Origin of the sequence: Brucella sp. H1_1004 (genome assembly GCF_047308065.1) — a bacterium.
GTDB lineage: Bacteria > Pseudomonadota > Alphaproteobacteria > Rhizobiales > Rhizobiaceae > Brucella > Brucella pseudogrignonensis_B.
Genome location: NZ_JAYKZA010000001.1, coordinates 1,267,726 through 1,284,320, shown reverse-complemented (window position 1 = coordinate 1,284,320; position 16,595 = coordinate 1,267,726). Strand labels below are relative to the sequence as shown.

The window sequence follows — 16,595 nt, the reverse complement described above, 5'->3', positions numbered from 1 at the left end:
TTTTTGACGGTTCTACTCTGGTATTATGTTCTAGCTGCACAGTCTATTTAAAGCTTTAAGATGCGACTTATCTACATGATCCATCATAACAATTAACGCGTTTGCGGCATCGCGTGTTTCTTCGATTGTCATCGAAGAGAAAGATATAAGATCATCGAGGCTATCTGAATGGGATTCAACTTGCGTCAGTCGTTCTAATGCTATGATGCGATCCCGGTCCAATTCAGGATGTGCCTTGCATATCTGGTCGATTTTTCCTGTAAGTCCCGAGTTTCCAGGACATTTGAACGCTAGGAAAACATCCAAAACTCGACGAAGTACGTTCGGCATCATGTAGCCATGTTCAAAATGCTCTTCGCCTGCATTGCGGAAACGAAGTACCTGCCCAAAAAGGAAATGATACTCCGAATCGTATTCGCGCAGCAGCGTTGGTAATGGAACTATTTTTGAAGAACGCCTCGAACTATCTCGCGCAATTTTGACATCAAGAAAATGTAAGGAAGTGGTCGGTTGTTTACCATCTCTTGCTTCTGCTCCCTTCTTCCACGCTTTTCTGAACTCATTCATACATTGCTGATTGTGTGTAAGCACGAAAAGCTGAGAGACGCCGGATAGCCGTGTGCGAATTAATGAACACGCAAAATTCAGGGCTTTCGTATCCAGACTGGACACCGGATCGTCGACTACGACGATGGCATCTTTGAAAGCCTTGCCGTCTGCTTCAATGGTTGAGAGAAAGTATGCTATCGAGATCGCAGTTTTCTCACCCTCGCTAGGTAATCCTTCGATCACCGTTCCGTGACGGCGAACCTCATAACCTTCTTCAATAGGGTGGATCGTAAGCTCCCCATGACCAAGGTATGACTTCACGAGTTTATTGATAGCTTCTGCCGCTGGACCATGAGTACGGATGGCCTGTCGGAGATTCTCGGCTTTGGTTTGAGCCTCAGCGAGCGTGCGTTCTATCGCTTCCCGAGACTCAATCGCCTCGCTGACTGCATTAACATTTATGTCGAAATCAGCTCTACAAGCACCGATAAAATGCTTGCGAATTGTAATTTCAGCGTCTTCTTTGGCTTGCTTAAACCCGTTAACAGTTTTGTTGTGTTCAGCAATCATCACGTTCAACGAGGATACCGAAGCCGACAATTGATCGTTGATGGTTTCAATTTCATTTGCTTCGGGCAGATGCGATATATCTACAGGATTCGCTGGGGCGGCAATTTTTTGATCGAGAAGTTCTCTAAGAAGTCGCAAGACTCTCAATGTTTCTTTTAGTTTTTCATCAAAGTCCGCTCTGTGCGATTTGTATTGGTCGATTTGGTTTGAATATAAGGAGTCAGCGCGAGGGGAATGGTCGCGAAGTTCAGATAGAATATCGATTACGAAATTCAATTTTGACGAGGTTTTGGAGAGACGATCTATAAACTGATCGATAGTTGAGTCCAACGCGATGCGCAGAACGTCACGACGTTCGGGTGTTAACTGGTTCCCGCATAAAAGACATACCGAGAGGTCGTGCTTCGTGTGTAGTTCATGTCCCTGCTTGATCCAAAGCAATGCATCCGGATAATTCTCGACTTCCTTAAGTGCGACGGTACCGAGGGATTGTACGCACATGTCTCGAATGAAGCGGAATGCAGCTGGCACTGTCGTGCTATCGAAACGAATCTCTGGAATTGGAGCCATTGGCTCGGATGCTCGTCTCAGATCTTCGGCTGTTCTCAGGGCGTCTACCGAGATTACAGGCGTATCTGCCGCTGGCCATTTCTCATAATCTTTTGTGAGCTGGGGCGCTTCATACTTGCGGCCACCGAGATTCAGACGATCTGCCGTTAGCTTCGCCCGGTCACGCTTGAATGCAGTTAGGGCTTTGAGAGCATGCTGTTCAGATGTTTTGGCGGTTGCAAATCGGCCCTTTAGTTCGAGGATATGTTTCTCAATATTTCCCAATTCTTTATGAGCATCAGCCTGGTCTCTGCCGATGAGAAAAATCGGTCGCGCCGTTCCATGAACCCACTGGAAATTGTTTTCGGCGAAGTCACTATTGAAGACTGTCACCCGTCGTTCCAGCCCTTTCGGATTGGCGGGGATGCCATATGTAGTGCCGTCGCTCAAGCTCATCTCGAAGGCACAGTCCTTAGGCAGTTTAGTGTGCCTTTCTCCGATTTCTAAAGATGAGAAAAGCCTGGACAAGGTACTCTTACCTGCACCATTGAAGCCGTAAATGAGATTGTATTTTCGGAAGCCAAGGCTTTCCGAACGGCCATTTCTTTCTTCGAGAATTCCTGCGTTTCTACAGACGCTAATATTCGAAATAATATCCGCCATATTTGCCCCGACAGTTGCCCCTATCAACCGTCACTATATCGATATGAATTTTGCTCCGCTAGGGCGACTGCCGCCTGCTTCGCCAACGCGGACATAAGACAGCAATCAAGTTCACTGATTCGTATGGCCCGCGATGTAAAATTCTGGAGCCAAGTTTTGCGGGTTTTTCTTATGTGGACAAATCAAACGCAACGAAATGACCATACCAAGGCGCAGGGAGACAAACCTAGGCGGCGTTTACATTTACAATAGCGAGCGAAACGCTTGGCTTTGTTTAAACATATTTTGACGTTTACGGAAACGTCAAAGTCGGTTAAGGTGATCGCGGAATTGAAGCGCTTTCTTTGAGCTTTGAACAATTAGTGCTTTAAATTGGGCAAAAATGGCTATTTTTTCGAGTTTTAGGCCCCATTTTTGTGAGGAAGTTATGCTGTCACGCATTTGAGCGTTTCTTGTGAGACAGTGCACATAGGTAAAGTTTTACATGCAGGTGGGAACCTGCGCCGCTTGATGCGGAGCTGATTTGGTAAATGCTTTGGAGGATTTCTATGCCGAGTTATCGCGCACCAGTTGAGGATACAAATTTCGTTCTCAATGACGTTCTGAATTATCAGCGTTATAATAATTTGCCGGGTTTTGCTGATGCATCGCCTGATGTGGTTGAAGCGATTTTGTCTGAAGGCGCGAAGCTTGCCGAAGGCACGCTGTTTCCGGTCAATCATACCGGTGATCAGGAAGGCTGCGCCCGCGCATCTGATGGTTCGGTGAAGACGCCTAAAGGTTTCAAAGCGGCCTATGATCAGTATCGCGAAGGCGGCTGGCTTGGTCTTGCGGTTCCAGAGCAATATGGCGGGCAGGGACTTCCATATCTGTTGCATACAGCTGTTGGCGAATATATGTCGTCGGCCAATATGGCGCTCACCATGTATCCGGGGCTGACGCAGGGCGCGATTGCTGCGATCCTTACCCACGGTACGGATGAGCAGAAAGAAACATATCTGCCAAAGATGGTCGAAGGCACATGGACCGGCACCATGAACCTGACCGAGCCGCATTGCGGCACGGATCTGGGTCTTTTGCGCACGAGCGCAACGCCGCAGGACGATGATTCCTACAAGATTTCCGGCCAGAAGATTTTCATCTCTGCTGGCGAACATGACATGTCGGAAAATATCATCCATCTGGTGTTGGCTCGTATTGACGGTGCACCTGAAGGCGTGAAAGGTATTTCGCTGTTCATCGTACCGAAGTTCATCCTGCATGCCGATGGGAATCCTGGCGAACGCAACGGCGTGTCCTGTGGCTCCATCGAAGAAAAGATGGGTATCCATGGCAATGCAACCTGTGTGATGAACTACGACGATGCGAGGGGATTCCTGATTGGCGAGGCCCATAAGGGCCTGCGCGCCATGTTTACCATGATGAATGAAGCGCGTCTTGGCGTGGCTTTGCAGGGTCTTTCGATTGCGGAAACCGCTTATCAGAACGCTGCGATCTATGCGCGTGAGCGTATTCAGGGCCGTGCCCTTTCGGGTGCAGCAGCACCTGACAAGAAGGCAGACCCGATCATCGTACACCCCGATATCCGCCGCAACCTGATGAATATCCGCGCCTTCAATGAAGCCGGTCGCGCGCTTATCCTCTGGACTGCGCTTAATTCTGATATTGCCCATCGTTCCGGCGATGAAGCAGAGCGTCAGGCTGCAGACGATCTCGTTGGCCTGCTTACACCTGTGCTGAAAGGCGTTCTGACCGACAAGGGTTTTGAACATGCTGTCATGGCGCAGCAGGTGTTTGGCGGTCACGGCTATATCGAAGAACATGGCATGAGCCAATATGTGCGCGATGCGCGTATTGCTATGATCTATGAAGGTGCTAACGGCATTCAGGCACTTGATCTGGTTGGCCGCAAGCTGGCACTGAATGGTGGTCGTGCGATCACGGCTTTCTTCAAGGAAGTGGGCGAGTTCTGCGAAATCAATCGCGAAAATGAAAAGCTCTCATTTTTCACCAAGCATCTGAAGAAGGGCGTCAACGATCTTCAGGCCGCAACCATGTGGCTGATGCAGAACGCGATGGCAAAGCCAGACAATGCGGGTGCAGCATCGAATGATTACATGCATCTGTTTGGTCTGGTGGCGCTTGGTTACATGTGGGGGCGCATGGCGAAGGTTGCCGAAGAAAAGCTGGCTGCGGGCGAGGGCAACAAGGCTTATCTTGAAGCAAAGCTTGTCACGGCTCGCTACTATTTCGAGCGGATCATGCCGGAAAGTGTGGCTCATCTCGCGCGCATACAGTCGGGTGCAGAGAGCATGATGGCGCTTAACGCAGACGCATTTTGAGTTAGAGATCAGGCTACGTTTTCGAACTTAGCGGGAAGGAGAAAAAATGGCTGAGGCTTATATTTACGATCACGTGCGCACACCACGCGGACGTGGCAAGAAAGACGGTAGTCTGCATGAAGTGCCTGCCGTTCGTCTGGGCGCGAAGGTTCTGGAATCCTTGCGCGACCGCAACGGCATCGACACGGCAAAGGTCGATGACATTATTTTCGGCTGCGTCGATCCCGTCGGCGAAGCAGGGGCTGTCATTCCGAAATCTGCGGCTTTTGAAGCTGGGTACGACTTCAAGGCACCCGGCATTCAGATTTCGCGTTTCTGCGCATCTGGTCTGGATGCCATCAATCTGGCTGCAGCCAAGGTTGCGTTCGGTGCCGACGATCTGGTGATTGCTGGTGGCGTTGAAAGCATGTCCCGCGTTGGCATGGGCATGTCGGGCGGTGCCTGGTATATGGACCCATCGGTTGGATTTCCGGGCTTTTTCATGCCGCAGGGCGTCTCTGCCGATCTGATTGCCACGAAGTATGGTTTCTCGCGCGATGACGTTGATGCCTATGCAGTCGAAAGCCAGAAACGCGCCGCCAAGTCGTGGGAAAAGGGCTATTTCAAGAATTCGGTCATTCCGATCAAGGATCAAAACGGCCTCACCATTCTTGACCATGACGAGCATATGCGTCCCGGCACTGATATGCAGGCGCTTGGCCAGCTCAACCCATCCTTTGTGATGCCGGGCGAAATGGGCGGCTTCAATGCTGTTGGCATTCAGGCACACCCAGAAGTAGAAGCCATCAATCACGTTCACCATGCCGGTAATTCGTCTGGTATCGTTGATGGCGCAGCTGGTGTTCTTGTTGGCTCGAAAAAGGCCGGAAAAGCCTTTGACATCAAGCCGCGTGCGCGTATCAGTGCTTTTGCCAATATCGGCTCTGAACCAGCCCTTATGCTGACTGGCCCGGTTGATGTAACGGAAAAGCTTCTGAAGCAGGCCAAGATGAAGCTCTCGGACATCGATCTTTTCGAGTTGAACGAAGCCTTCGCTGCCGTGGTTCTGCGTTACATGCAGGCCTTTGACATTCCGCACGACAAGATCAACGTCAATGGCGGCGCGATTGCGCTTGGCCACCCGCTGGGTGCAACCGGCGCGATGATACTCGGCACGGTGCTGGATGAATTGGAACGCCGCGACCTAAACACCGCACTGGTCACTTTGTGCATCGGTGCTGGTATGGGTACGGCCACGATCATCGAGCGCGTGTAAAGGGAGGTTTAAACAATGGCTTACGTAAATTTCAAAGTTGAGACCGACACCGATGGCATCGCTCTCGTCACATGGGACATGCCCGAAAAGTCGATGAATGTTTTCACCGTCGAGGCGATGCAGGAACTGAACGCCATCATCGACGCGACGACTGCCGACGAAAAGGTCAAGGGCGTGGTCATCACGTCGGGCAAAGACACGTTCTCCGGCGGAGCAGACCTGACCATGCTCGAAGGCATGTTCAAGGAATTCCAGAAGCAAAAGGCAGAGGACAAGCAGGCTGCTGTCCAGTCACTGTTCGACAATGTAGGTCGTATGGGCGGACTGTTCCGCAAGCTGGAAACCTCGGGCAAGCCATGGGTTTCAGCCATCAATGGCACCTGCATGGGCGGCGCATTTGAAATGTCGCTCGCTTGTCATGCCCGTGTTGCATCCGACGCGCCGGGCGTGAAAATGGGTCTGCCGGAAGTGAAAGTCGGCCTGTTTCCGGGCGCTGGCGGTACGCAGCGTGTGCCACGCCTTGCCAACCAGCAGGACGCTTTGCAGATGATGACGACTGGCTCAAGCCTGACGGCGCAGCGCGCCAAGGCGATGGGGCTTATTACCGAAGTAGCACCTGCCAAGAAGCTCGTTGAAACCGCCAAGAAGCTTATTAAGGGTGGTCTCAAGCCGGTTCAGCCATGGGATGAAAAAGGCTTCAAGCTGCCGGGCGGAGCTATTTATTCGGCTGCTGGTGCAAATCTCTGGCCTGCTGCAACCGCCATTCTGCGCCGTGAAACGTCGGGCAATTATCCGGCGGCACTCGCTATCCTGAAATCGGTATATGAAGGCCTTCTGGTTCCATTCGATACCGGCCTTAAGATCGAACAGCGCTACTTCACCGAAATTCTCCAGACGACCGAAGCGGGCATGATGATCCGTTCGCTGTTCGTATCGTTGCAGGAATTGAACAAGGGCGCGCGTCGTCCAGCCGATGAAAAGCCAACCAAGTTTAAGAAGATCGGTGTGATTGGCGCTGGCTTTATGGGTGCAGGCATTGCCTATGTGACGGCCAAAGCTGGCATTCCGGTGGTGTTGATCGATCGCGATCAGGAATCTGCCGATAAGGGCAAGGCCCATACGGCTGATCTTATCACCAAGGAAATGCAGAAGGGCCGCGCGACGGAAGCCGACAAGGAAAAGCTCCTGTCGCTCATCACCGCAACGCCTGACTATGCGCTGCTTGAAGGTGCCGATCTGGTGATCGAAGCTGTGTTTGAGGACCGCGAAGTCAAGCGTGTGGCGACCGAAAAGGCCGAGGAGGTACTGAAAACTTCTGCGGTCTTTGCGTCCAATACCTCGACCCTGCCAATCACTGGCCTTGCTAAAGTCTCCAAGCGTCCGAAGAACTTCATCGGTATTCACTTCTTCTCGCCCGTCGATAAGATGATGCTGGTGGAAGTGATCCTGGGCAAGAAGACGTCCGACAAGGCATTGGCCGTAGCCCTTGATTATGTTCGTGCGATCAAAAAGACGCCAATTGTCGTCAACGACACGCGCGGTTTCTACGTCAATCGCTGCGTGCTGCGTTATATGTCGGAAGCCTACAACATGCTCGTTGAAGGTGTTCCTGCTGCGATGATCGAAAATGCCGCCCGTATGGCCGGTATGCCGGTTGGCCCGCTTGCGCTCAACGACGAAACGGCAATTGATCTCTCGCAGAAAATCCTCAAGGCAACCCTTGCCGATCTTGGTGAAAAGGCCGTTGATCCGCGCCATGTCGAATTGGTTGACAGGCTCGTCAATGAGTTTGACCGTAAGGGCCGCAAGAACGGCAAGGGCTTCTACGAATACCCAGCCAAGCCTGCCAAGAAGCATCTCTGGGCCGGTTTGAAAGACCTCTATCCGCAGCAGAACCCGGATAAAATTGACGTGAAGGAACTGAAAGAGCGCTTCCTCGTGACGATTGCTCTGGAAGCTGCGCGCGTTATGGAAGAGGGCATTGTCACTGATCCGCGTGAAGCCGATGTCGGCTCCATTCTGGCCTTTGGTTTTGCACCTTATACTGGCGGCACACTGTCATATATCGACGGCATGGGAGCTAAGAAGTTCGTCAAGCTTGCCAAGGAGTTGCAGCGCAAATACGGCCAGCAGTTCAAGGCACCAAAGCTGCTTGCCGATATGGCAGAGAATGGCGAAAGCTTTTACCAGCGCTTCAATCCGTATAAAAGTGAAGCGAAGAAAGCCGCTTAACGTATAAATTTTGTCTGAAACGAGAAACGCGCGACATTCCAATGTTGCGCGTTTCGTCTATGTATAAGAAAATTTACCTGCAAAATCGCACATCTTGCGTCGTTTTAGGAATTCTGTTAAGTTTGCCACAATATATGTTAGGTAATTAGGTTTAAAATCCTCTTTCGTAGGTTTTGGCAATGTTTTCTCACGATAGCGTATGGGCTGCGATTGATGCCTTGGCAGAGCGCAGTTCTTTAAGTGCGTCCGGTCTTGCGCGTCGTGCAGGGCTTGATCCAACGACCTTTAACAAATCCAAGCGATATGCATCAGATGGTCGTGCGCGTTGGCCTTCAACAGAGTCACTTGCCAAGGTGATGGAAGCCACCGGGGCAACATTTGATGAATTTACCCGGCTCATTCGTGGTGAAAATTCGACGCCGAATTATGGTGAGTATTTGCAGGAACCAAGCGCAATTCCGCTGCTTGGCATGGCAGAAGCAGGTGGTGGCGGATATTTTGATGATGCCGGTTTCCCTGCAGGCCAGGGCTGGGATGTCGTGCAGTTTCCAGCGGCACCCAACGATCATGTCTATGCTCTGGAAGTTTCTGGTGACTCGATGTTGCCGCTCTATCGCGACGGCGATACGCTGGTGGTAGCACCCAATGCAGCGGTTCGCCGTGGTGACCGCGTCGTCGTTCGCACGAAAGAAGGAGAGGTAATGGCTAAAATATTGCATCGCCAGACACCACGTACGATCGAATTGCATTCGTTCAATCCTGAATTTCCGAACCGCGCTTTTGAAATGAAAGATGTTGATTGGGTCGCACGCATTCTGTGGGCCAGCCAGTAATGACCAAGCCGCCTCGTAAGAGTAATGCACGGATTGTTTTCGGTAGTTTAGCCAGTCTTACTGGAGCCATCCTCGCCGCTGCATTCGTTGCACCGTTTTATGGCGCGCTGGATCGCCCGGTGACTGTTGTCGAAAGCGGCGACGGTGAAAGCAAAGTGGAAGCGGGTTCGGGCAATGGAATTGTCGTAGAGCAGTTTGACTATAACGAACCCGACAAAGATGCAGATAATCCTTTAGCGCCAGATGCTCCGGCTCCTGAAGCTGCACCAAACACTAATGAACAGAACTCTGCCAGTCAGAGTGGTCAAAGCGAACCAGGGCAGAGCGGGTTTGAGCGTGAGCCTGCGCGGCCACCTTTGAGTGATCTTGGCTTAGCCTCCGCGCCAAAGCCACCGGAGCCACCTGCTCCTGCCATCTCGGTGGACGAGGGTGAGCAAATGCAGCTTTTGCAGCGTCCTGTTGCAATTGCAGCAGGTCGGCTTGAAAGTCAGGGGCGTATTGTCGATTTGCAAGGCATAGAAGTCATGCCGGTTGAGCAATCCTGCCAGTCGTCATCGGGTGAAAATTGGCCATGTGGTATGCAGGCGCGCACAGCCTTTCGCCAATGGTTACGCGCACGGGCAATTATGTGCCGCCTGCCGAAGGATGACAGTGGTGCTGCTGTTTCAACGCAGTGCAGCGTCGGTAATGACGATGCAGCGCAGTGGCTCGTTGCTAATGGTTGGGCGAAAGCTGTTGCGGGTGGTGCCTATCAGGACGCTGGTGAAAAAGCAGAAGCGGGAAAACTCGGGATCTATGGGAATAAACCTGAAACTGCGTTGCCGGAGTTTGGTAATGGGGTTGATCAGCCAATAATACAAGCACCAGCGACGCCTGATCAATCGATACGACCACAGCAGCTTGATGGAGAATTCCCACCGGCGCCGCAAAACTAGATCGCGCCCTAAAACTGTGAAATGGTTTTCGGAAGGCGCGTGTTGGACATTGGAGGTCTTCTCCTTTGCTTAGCTTCAATTAGAATGGAAGATGATATAAATAAAAATGCCCTGCGCTGATTGGTCAACGCAGGGCATTTTTCGAATTCTTGGTCGGTTATGACAATGTGCCAGCAAGCGCCTTCTGAATAAGTGCGCGGGTTTCATCAATGCCATAGAGGGCAACAAAGGAACCAAAGCGTGGACCGCGTTCCTGACCGATCAGCACTTCATAAAGCATCTGGAAGAAGGAGACCGATACGCCGGGGCCGCCTTCAGGGCTCTTCTTAGTGTGGTCCTGATAGCGCTCGATTGCGCGGGCAACGTCCAGAATTGAGTTCTGAATGTCATTGCCGTCGCTACCAGCTGGCAGCGTCGCAAGCTTGGCATCAAGGCCTTCAAGTGCTGCGCGCTCCACATCGTCTGGGGCGCGGAACTGCTTGGTCGGTTTGACAAAATCATTGAAGTAGCGGATCGCATAGCCAACGAGCGCGTCAAGTTCCGGATTGTTTTCCGGCGTAACACCTGGCACATGGCGCGAGATAAAGCCCCAGAGAACGCTTGGGTTTTCTGCATTGGACGCGCTCACCAGATTGAGCATCAGCGCGAATGTAACCGGCAGTTCAACCTTTGGCGGGTTGCCGTAATGGATATGCCAGACCGGATTGTTCAGACGGTCTTTCCACTCCTGACGGTTATAAGCCGAAAGATAGGTGAAATATTCGTCCACGGCCTTCGGGATCACGTCGAAATAGAGCTTCTTCGCGGTCTTGGGCTTCTGGAAATTGTAAAGTGCAAGGCTTTCAGTTGGCGCATAGGCCAGCCATTCGTCAATTGCAATACCATTGCCCTTTGATTTTGAAATCTTCTGGCCAAGCTGATCAAGGAAGAGTTCATAGACGAAATGCTCTGGCGCGCGGCCACCAAGGATTTCACAGATGCGGTCGTAAATGCCCGCATTGGTCTGGTGATCCTTGCCGAACATTTCAAAATCGACGCCGAGTGCTGCCCAGCGCATACCGAAATCCGGCTTCCATTGCAGCTTCACATTGCCGCCGGTGACGGAAAGCGTCGTCTCAACGCCGTCTTCATCGTCAAAAGTAATAGTGCCAGCCTTGGCATCCACGCTCTTCATCGGCACATAAAGCACGCGGCCGGACTTCGGTGAGATTGGCAGGAACGGGCTATAGGTCGCCTGACGCTCTTCACCGAGTGTAGGAAGCATCACTTTCATGATGTCGTCATAGCGCTCGACAGCTTTTAGCAACACAGCATCGAACTTGCCCGACTTGTAATAGTCGGTCGCACTTGCGAATTCGTAATCGAACCCAAAGGTATCGAGGAAACGGCAGAGCATTGCGTTATTATGCTCGGCAAAGCTCTTGTATTCGCCGCCAAATGGGTTTGGTACGGCTGAAAGTGGCAATTGCAGATACGGCTCAAGGGCTGCCTTGTCCGGCACATTGTCGGGGATTTTGCGCATCCCGTCGAGATCGTCGGAGAAGCAGATCAGGCGCGTCTTGACCTTGTCTTCTGTCAGGATGCGGAACGCGTGGCGGACCATCGAGGTGCGCGCAACTTCGCCGAACGTACCGATATGCGGCAGGCCCGATGGTCCATAGCCGGTTTCAAAGATCACCGTTTCAGGGAGACCGGTCTTCTCGTACCGCTTAAGGATTTTCCGCGCCTCTTCAAAGGGCCACGATTTCGCTTCCGCAGCCGCCGCGGTCAGTTCCGGGGTCAGCGTAATTTCGGGAAGGCGGTGCGAAGTCATGATTTTATCCTGATGTCCTGTGAAGGGCTTTGTTTGATGAAATTTTTTGCACGGTTATGTACCATTGCTCTATGGCGCGGCGAAGCTTGGACGTCAATCTTTGCCACGATGATTACGTCCGAATTTCCTTGCGTAAGCCTTATATGCTCCCTAATTTTCTTAAAAATTAGCCGAAACTATGATTCCGGTTGAACGATGCAGGAGCATTCGATGAAAAACATTTCACCTCAGGACGCACTCGTTTACATCATGGTGACGACTTCCGCCGCAGATACGTCGATGACCGATGCAGAGCTGGCGTCGATCAGCAATGTGGTATCCCGTCTGCCGGTTTTTCAGGGCTTTGATGCCGCGCGATTGCCTAAGCTCGCCAGTGATTGTCTGGAAATGCTTTCTTATGACGATGGCCTGGAACGTATTCTTGACCTCGCACATGATGCCTTGCCGGAAAAGCTCTACGACACGGCTTACGCGCTCGCTGTTGAAGTGGCGGCGGCTGACCTTCATGTCGAGCAGGAAGAACTCGAATTTTTGCAGATGTTGCGTGATCGCTGGACGCTGGATGAGTTGACTGTGGCAGCAATTGAACGCAGTGCGCGTGTGCGTTTCCGCAAGCTTTAAATTAAAGAGTGCAATTGAAAACGGGCGGGTTCAATCCCGCCCATAGCATAACCGTTTTTATTAGTAGACAGTGGGAACGCGCCGTGCCTTGCGCCATTCAAGTGCTGTCCGCATGAGATGGGCAGCTTCGGCAAATGTAGCGCTGTCTTTCCAGCGTTCGGCATGAATAAGGTTTGACGGAACGATATCCCTCAACGCTTCGAGCGTATGACGCGGGACAATATCAGTACAATTCCATAGTCGCCGGAAAACCACGCTGATGCGCGTGATCTTTCCATTGATTGCGACGACCGGCTCCGCTGTTTCCAAATTCCAGTCTTCGTAGGCATCAATTGCGTTCTGAAATGCGTGATGCAAATAGATCGGTGCATGACCGTTATGAAGTGGGGGCAGCAAACTAGACATTTCTGTTTCCTCTCTTCCAATATGATTAGCTTCAGGCACTTACGGAAACTGCAATACAAGACTCCGCAAATGCGGTTAAAAGAGCCGTAAAAGCTCGCCATGTACGTGCCGTATCGAATATCTCCTCACGAAATACGACAACACATAATTAACCATGATCTATGCAAGGGAAGTGTTTGGCAAGAAGGAAATTTCTTTAATAAGGCCGGAAGGAGAAAATGAGTTCCGCTGCGTTGGGTTCAGAAATCATCCGCATGCATTTTGTGCAATATGCGGTGAATGATCGGCGCAAACATAATGCTGAAGCCCGCCAAGAAAAAAATATTGGCGTAAAGGCCATATATTCCCGCGAACATTTTGCCTGCCGTGCTTGCAGGAACACTGATCAACCCAAAACCACTGAGAATGAAGGTTGAATGCAGTATTGCATCTTCAAGTCCCAGACCTTCAAAAATAATAAAGCCAATCGCACCGAACGCCACTGAGATAAGCATGACCACTATCACATAAAAAACATGTTTCATCATTCGTTCAACGAAACGGCTATGGCTTATTGGCGGAGTGGTACGCTTCTCGTACATTATATTACATCTTTCATGTCAAAAGCTGTGAATGTTTTTTATTTCAAGATGTAAGAAATTTCTCTTAATCAGTTTAATACTGTTCCGCCCAAATCTTTTATGTTCTGCAAGACGTCGCTTGTCATCGGCTCGTGCTCTTGGCATGCAGTTGGAGTGGCAAGCTTCATCATTGCCGGCTGAAGGTAGTTGCTAATGTAAACGTCCATATTCAGGTTCATGTGACTTGCCACGGCTTGTGCCGTTCCGCCGATCAGTGCCGCATCACCTTTTGTGACATCGTTGATTTCACAGTTTGAAGCAACGAGATTGGCCAAAGCGAGCTCATGCAAAGATTTTTCACTCGAGAGTGCAGCAACAGCCGAAGCTGGCGGCGTCTGAATTGTTGATGCAACCTGCGAATAGACTGGCGAAGTGATCAAGAGCATTGCACCGAAAGCGAAGCTGACTTTCCAATATATATGCTTTTCTATAACAATCATTTAAAATCACTTTCTTTGAGCAGCGCTGGGCTATGTATTGCATGGCGGAAATTGCCCGTGCGGATGTTTGAGCTTTTTTGCAAAGTCTATGTATTAAAGCAATGTCTCTTCGCCGTTCTCACAGTGCATGACTTTGGTGGCGTCAGGAAAAGGGATGCTTTTCAAGCGAAATTGTTTCATGTTTCATTTTGGTTGAGACGCGCATCATTTTAAGCAGTTTCAAATTGTACTGAAATGAAGAGATCGTCATTGGTGGTGGACAAAGACACAGTTTTGGGTGGCATCGTTTCGGTCGGACTGCATGGTGCCGTGCTCGCGCTGCTGTTGATCACCTTTCCGGTGTCAACGCATTCTGTCCAGCCGGAAGATGTGAAGGTCGAACTCGTTCCGCCACCACCCTTGGCACAGGCTGAGAAACAGCCGGATAAGTCGGATGATGCTGCCAGAGCCGCATCTGAACAGAAGGCTTTTGAAACTGCTGCAAACGAGGAGAAAGAAAACACCAAGATTGAGCCTGCAAAGCCATCCGACCAAGAGAGCAAAGATGCGCCTCAGCCGGCGGAAGGTGAAACCGAGCCTAATCAGAATAAATCATCTGCCACTGATCCAATTCTCAGCACTGAAAAATCGTCTGTGAGTGTAGCCAGTTTGGCGAAGCAAGAAGTGCAGATGACCAAAGCCAGGAAAATTTATTCGAAGGACGCGCTGTCAAACCCACATGTCAAACAGGCTTTGGGAAAGCTTTCTCCTAAGGATCGGGTCATTCAAGTTTGCGGAATAGAGGCATTGGAGCAAATCCGGCATAATCGGCCTGATATTATTCCCGATATGATGGCACGCACAGGTGGGACGCTGACAGAGACGCGTTTGAAGATGTCGGATGGTGCCTTCAGAAGTCATGCAAAGTGGTACAACCTAGATTTCAATTGCGCAGTTAATCCAAAAGATATGGCGGTTTCGTCGTTTCAATATGCGATTGGTGACCCTATCCCTAAAGCGGATTGGGCGCGCAGAGAGCTACCGATAGATTAGCCTTACGGAAAGAGAAACAAGTTTCGATATTTATTGCCACTGTGACAGGATTTACCCTGCAATTCCCGTAGCGCCGTTGTAGACAAAGGAAATGGAATTTCGGAGGCAGGGATATGGCTCGGTTTGTAGCTTCACGCAGGGCATTTCTGATTGGTTCGACATCGCTTGCGGCTTTGCCGCTGTTGCCCCACTGGGCGCGGGCTGAAGATGTGCCGCAAAAAGGTGGGCGACTGATCGTTGCGGCAGATTCCGAGCCACGTAATCTCAACCCGGCCATTGTCGCTTCCAACGGCGTTTTCTTCGTGGCGAGCAAGGTAATCGAGCCTTTGGCTGAAGCTTCCTTCGACGGTGAAAACGGCCTGGAGCCGCGCCTTGCAATCAGCTGGGAAGGCTCTGATGACGGTCTGACCGCAACCTTCCGCCTGCGTGAGGGCGTCAAATGGCATGACGGTAAACCCTTTACATCCGCAGACGTTGCGTTTTCGGCGTTGCAGGTCTGGAAACCGCTGCAAAATCTTGGCCGCGTCGTGTTCAAGGCCTTGGAGAGAGTCGAAACGCCGGATGAGCATACGGCAGTTTTCCACTTCAGCGAACCAACACCGTTTCAGCTTATTCGCAATGCGCTGCCAGCGCTGACCGCAGTGCTGCCAAAGCATGTGTTTGAGGGCACGGATATTGCCGCCAACCCTGCCAATGAGAAGCTGATTGGCACTGGCCCATTTAAATATGCCGAGCACAAAACCGGGGAATATTATCGCCTTGTGAAAAATGATGATTATTGGCGCGAGGGCGAGCCTTATCTCGATGAAGTCATCTATCGGGTGCTGCCGGATCGGGCTGCGGCTGCGGGTGCGCTTGAGGCTGAGGAAATTGACCTTGCTGCGTTTTCCGCCGTGCCCCTGGCAGATCTCGACCGCATTTCGAAAGTGCCGGGGATCAATGTCATTTCCAAGGGCTATGAGGCGCTGACCTATCAGCTGGTCGTTGAAATCAATCATCGCCGCAAGGAATTGTCTGACCTCAAAGTTCGTCAGGCAATCGCTCATGCGATTGATCGCGATTTCGTCGTAAAGACCATTTTCCTGGGCTTTGCCAAGCCTTCGACTGGGCCGGTTCCCCAATATGATAGCCAGTTTTATACGGGCGATGTCGCCGCTTATCCTTTCGATGTGGCGAAGGCCAATGCGCTGCTGGATGAGGCGGGTTATAAGCGCGACAAGGACGGCACGCGCTTTGCACTGAAGCTGCTGCCAGCCCCATATTTCAACGAAACCAGGCAGTTTGGTGATTATCTGCGGCAGGCGCTGGCGGAAATTGGCATTGATGCGCGTATCGTCAATAATGATTCAGCGGCACATCAAAAGGCGGTCTACACGGATCATGATTTTGATCTCGCCATCGCGCCGACGGTCTATCGTGGCGATCCGGCTATTTCGACGACCATTCTGGTGGAAAGCGGGATTGCAGCAGGCGTTCCGTTCTCCAATCAGGGCGGTTATGCCAATGAGAAACTGGACGCGCTCATTGACAAGGCTGCACATGAAATTGACGAGGAAAAGCGCACCGCGCTTTATCATCAATTCCAGCAACTGGTCGAAGCTGATCTGCCGCTCATCAATGTAGCGGAATGGGGCTTTATCACGGTTGCCAATGAGCGCGTAAAAAATGTTTCCAACAATCCACGTTGGGCAGTTTCCAACTGGGCAGACGTGTTTGTTGCACAGTGACGAAATATT

General features: G+C 51.2%; 13 protein-coding genes. 8 read left to right on the top strand and 5 right to left on the bottom strand.

Annotated elements, in window-relative coordinates; translation table 11 throughout:
- Positions 1-30 precede the first annotated feature (30 nt).
- Positions 31-2,331, bottom strand: a complete 2,301-nt coding sequence (locus U2P60_RS06140) for an AAA family ATPase (protein WP_413571817.1) — start codon at positions 2,329-2,331, stop codon at positions 31-33.
- Between the two features lie 548 nt (positions 2,332-2,879).
- On the opposite strand from U2P60_RS06140, the gene U2P60_RS06135 reads away from it, so the two are divergent.
- From U2P60_RS06135 to U2P60_RS06115, 5 genes are all read left to right on the top strand, one after another.
- The gene (locus tag U2P60_RS06135) at positions 2,880-4,673 is read left to right on the top strand and encodes an acyl-CoA dehydrogenase C-terminal domain-containing protein (RefSeq protein WP_413571816.1); all 1,794 of its coding nucleotides are present in this window, start codon (positions 2,880-2,882) and stop codon (positions 4,671-4,673) included.
- A 46-nt stretch (positions 4,674-4,719) separates the two neighbouring features.
- Positions 4,720-5,928: an acetyl-CoA C-acetyltransferase gene (locus U2P60_RS06130; RefSeq protein ID WP_413571815.1), complete on the top strand. Its 1,209-nt coding sequence runs from the start codon at positions 4,720-4,722 to the stop codon at positions 5,926-5,928.
- 15 nt (positions 5,929-5,943) lie between these two features.
- Complete coding sequence (locus tag U2P60_RS06125; protein WP_413571813.1) at positions 5,944-8,160, top strand: FAD-dependent oxidoreductase; 2,217 nt, start codon at positions 5,944-5,946, stop codon at positions 8,158-8,160.
- Positions 8,161-8,339: 179 nt separating this feature from the next.
- Positions 8,340-8,993, top strand: a complete 654-nt coding sequence (locus U2P60_RS06120) for a helix-turn-helix transcriptional regulator (RefSeq protein ID WP_413571812.1) — start codon at positions 8,340-8,342, stop codon at positions 8,991-8,993.
- Positions 8,993-9,928, top strand: a complete 936-nt coding sequence (locus U2P60_RS06115; protein WP_413571811.1) for a thermonuclease family protein — start codon at positions 8,993-8,995, stop codon at positions 9,926-9,928. The genes U2P60_RS06120 and U2P60_RS06115 overlap by 1 nt, the downstream gene beginning before the upstream one ends.
- A 157-nt stretch (positions 9,929-10,085) precedes the next feature.
- On the opposite strand, the gene U2P60_RS06110 is transcribed toward U2P60_RS06115, so the two are convergent.
- On the bottom strand, positions 10,086-11,741 hold the full coding sequence (locus U2P60_RS06110) for a lysine--tRNA ligase (RefSeq protein WP_413571810.1): 1,656 nt from the start codon (positions 11,739-11,741) through the stop codon (positions 10,086-10,088).
- A gap of 210 nt (positions 11,742-11,951) precedes the next feature.
- Between U2P60_RS06110 and U2P60_RS06105 the strand changes: the two genes are divergently transcribed.
- A complete protein-coding gene (locus U2P60_RS06105; protein ID WP_313829765.1) occupies positions 11,952-12,362 on the top strand; it encodes a tellurite resistance TerB family protein in 411 nt (136 codons plus the stop codon).
- Positions 12,363-12,422: 60 nt separating this feature from the next.
- Here the strand turns inward: U2P60_RS06105 and U2P60_RS06100 are convergent, their stop codons facing one another.
- The 3 genes from U2P60_RS06100 to U2P60_RS06090 form a co-directional block, all read right to left on the bottom strand.
- Complete coding sequence (locus U2P60_RS06100) at positions 12,423-12,767, bottom strand: hypothetical protein (RefSeq protein WP_413571809.1); 345 nt, start codon at positions 12,765-12,767, stop codon at positions 12,423-12,425.
- Positions 12,768-13,006: 239 nt separating this feature from the next.
- Positions 13,007-13,348 (bottom strand): hypothetical protein, encoded by a 342-nt coding sequence (locus U2P60_RS06095; RefSeq protein WP_313829763.1) that lies wholly within the window; start codon positions 13,346-13,348, stop codon positions 13,007-13,009.
- Positions 13,349-13,416: 68 nt separating this feature from the next.
- Complete coding sequence (locus U2P60_RS06090) at positions 13,417-13,827, bottom strand: hypothetical protein (RefSeq protein WP_413571807.1); 411 nt, start codon at positions 13,825-13,827, stop codon at positions 13,417-13,419.
- 252 nt (positions 13,828-14,079) lie between these two features.
- Between U2P60_RS06090 and U2P60_RS06085 the strand changes: the two genes are divergently transcribed.
- Both U2P60_RS06085 and U2P60_RS06080 read left to right on the top strand, forming a co-directional pair.
- Complete coding sequence (locus U2P60_RS06085) at positions 14,080-14,859, top strand: DUF930 domain-containing protein (protein ID WP_413571806.1); 780 nt, start codon at positions 14,080-14,082, stop codon at positions 14,857-14,859.
- 113 nt (positions 14,860-14,972) lie between these two features.
- A complete protein-coding gene (locus tag U2P60_RS06080) occupies positions 14,973-16,586 on the top strand; it encodes an ABC transporter substrate-binding protein (RefSeq protein WP_413571805.1) in 1,614 nt (537 codons plus the stop codon).
- The last annotated feature ends 9 nt before the right edge of the window (positions 16,587-16,595 follow it).

Excerpts from the sequence above, each read along its gene's own strand:
- U2P60_RS06140 (WP_413571817.1), bottom strand. The coding sequence starts at position 2,331 with ATGGCGGATATTATTTCGAATATTAGCGTCTGTAGAAACGCAGGAATT.
- U2P60_RS06135 (WP_413571816.1), top strand. The coding sequence starts at position 2,880 with ATGCCGAGTTATCGCGCACCAGTTGAGGATACAAATTTCGTTCTCAAT.
- U2P60_RS06130 (WP_413571815.1), top strand. The coding sequence starts at position 4,720 with ATGGCTGAGGCTTATATTTACGATCACGTGCGCACACCACGCGGACGT.
- U2P60_RS06125 (WP_413571813.1), top strand. The coding sequence starts at position 5,944 with ATGGCTTACGTAAATTTCAAAGTTGAGACCGACACCGATGGCATCGCT.
- U2P60_RS06120 (WP_413571812.1), top strand. The coding sequence starts at position 8,340 with ATGTTTTCTCACGATAGCGTATGGGCTGCGATTGATGCCTTGGCAGAG.
- U2P60_RS06115 (WP_413571811.1), top strand. The coding sequence starts at position 8,993 with ATGACCAAGCCGCCTCGTAAGAGTAATGCACGGATTGTTTTCGGTAGT.
- U2P60_RS06110 (WP_413571810.1), bottom strand. The coding sequence starts at position 11,741 with ATGACTTCGCACCGCCTTCCCGAAATTACGCTGACCCCGGAACTGACC.
- U2P60_RS06105 (WP_313829765.1), top strand. The coding sequence starts at position 11,952 with ATGAAAAACATTTCACCTCAGGACGCACTCGTTTACATCATGGTGACG.
- U2P60_RS06100 (WP_413571809.1), bottom strand. The coding sequence starts at position 12,767 with ATGTCTAGTTTGCTGCCCCCACTTCATAACGGTCATGCACCGATCTAT.
- U2P60_RS06095 (WP_313829763.1), bottom strand. The coding sequence starts at position 13,348 with ATGTACGAGAAGCGTACCACTCCGCCAATAAGCCATAGCCGTTTCGTT.
- U2P60_RS06090 (WP_413571807.1), bottom strand. The coding sequence starts at position 13,827 with ATGATTGTTATAGAAAAGCATATATATTGGAAAGTCAGCTTCGCTTTC.
- U2P60_RS06080 (WP_413571805.1), top strand. The coding sequence starts at position 14,973 with ATGGCTCGGTTTGTAGCTTCACGCAGGGCATTTCTGATTGGTTCGACA.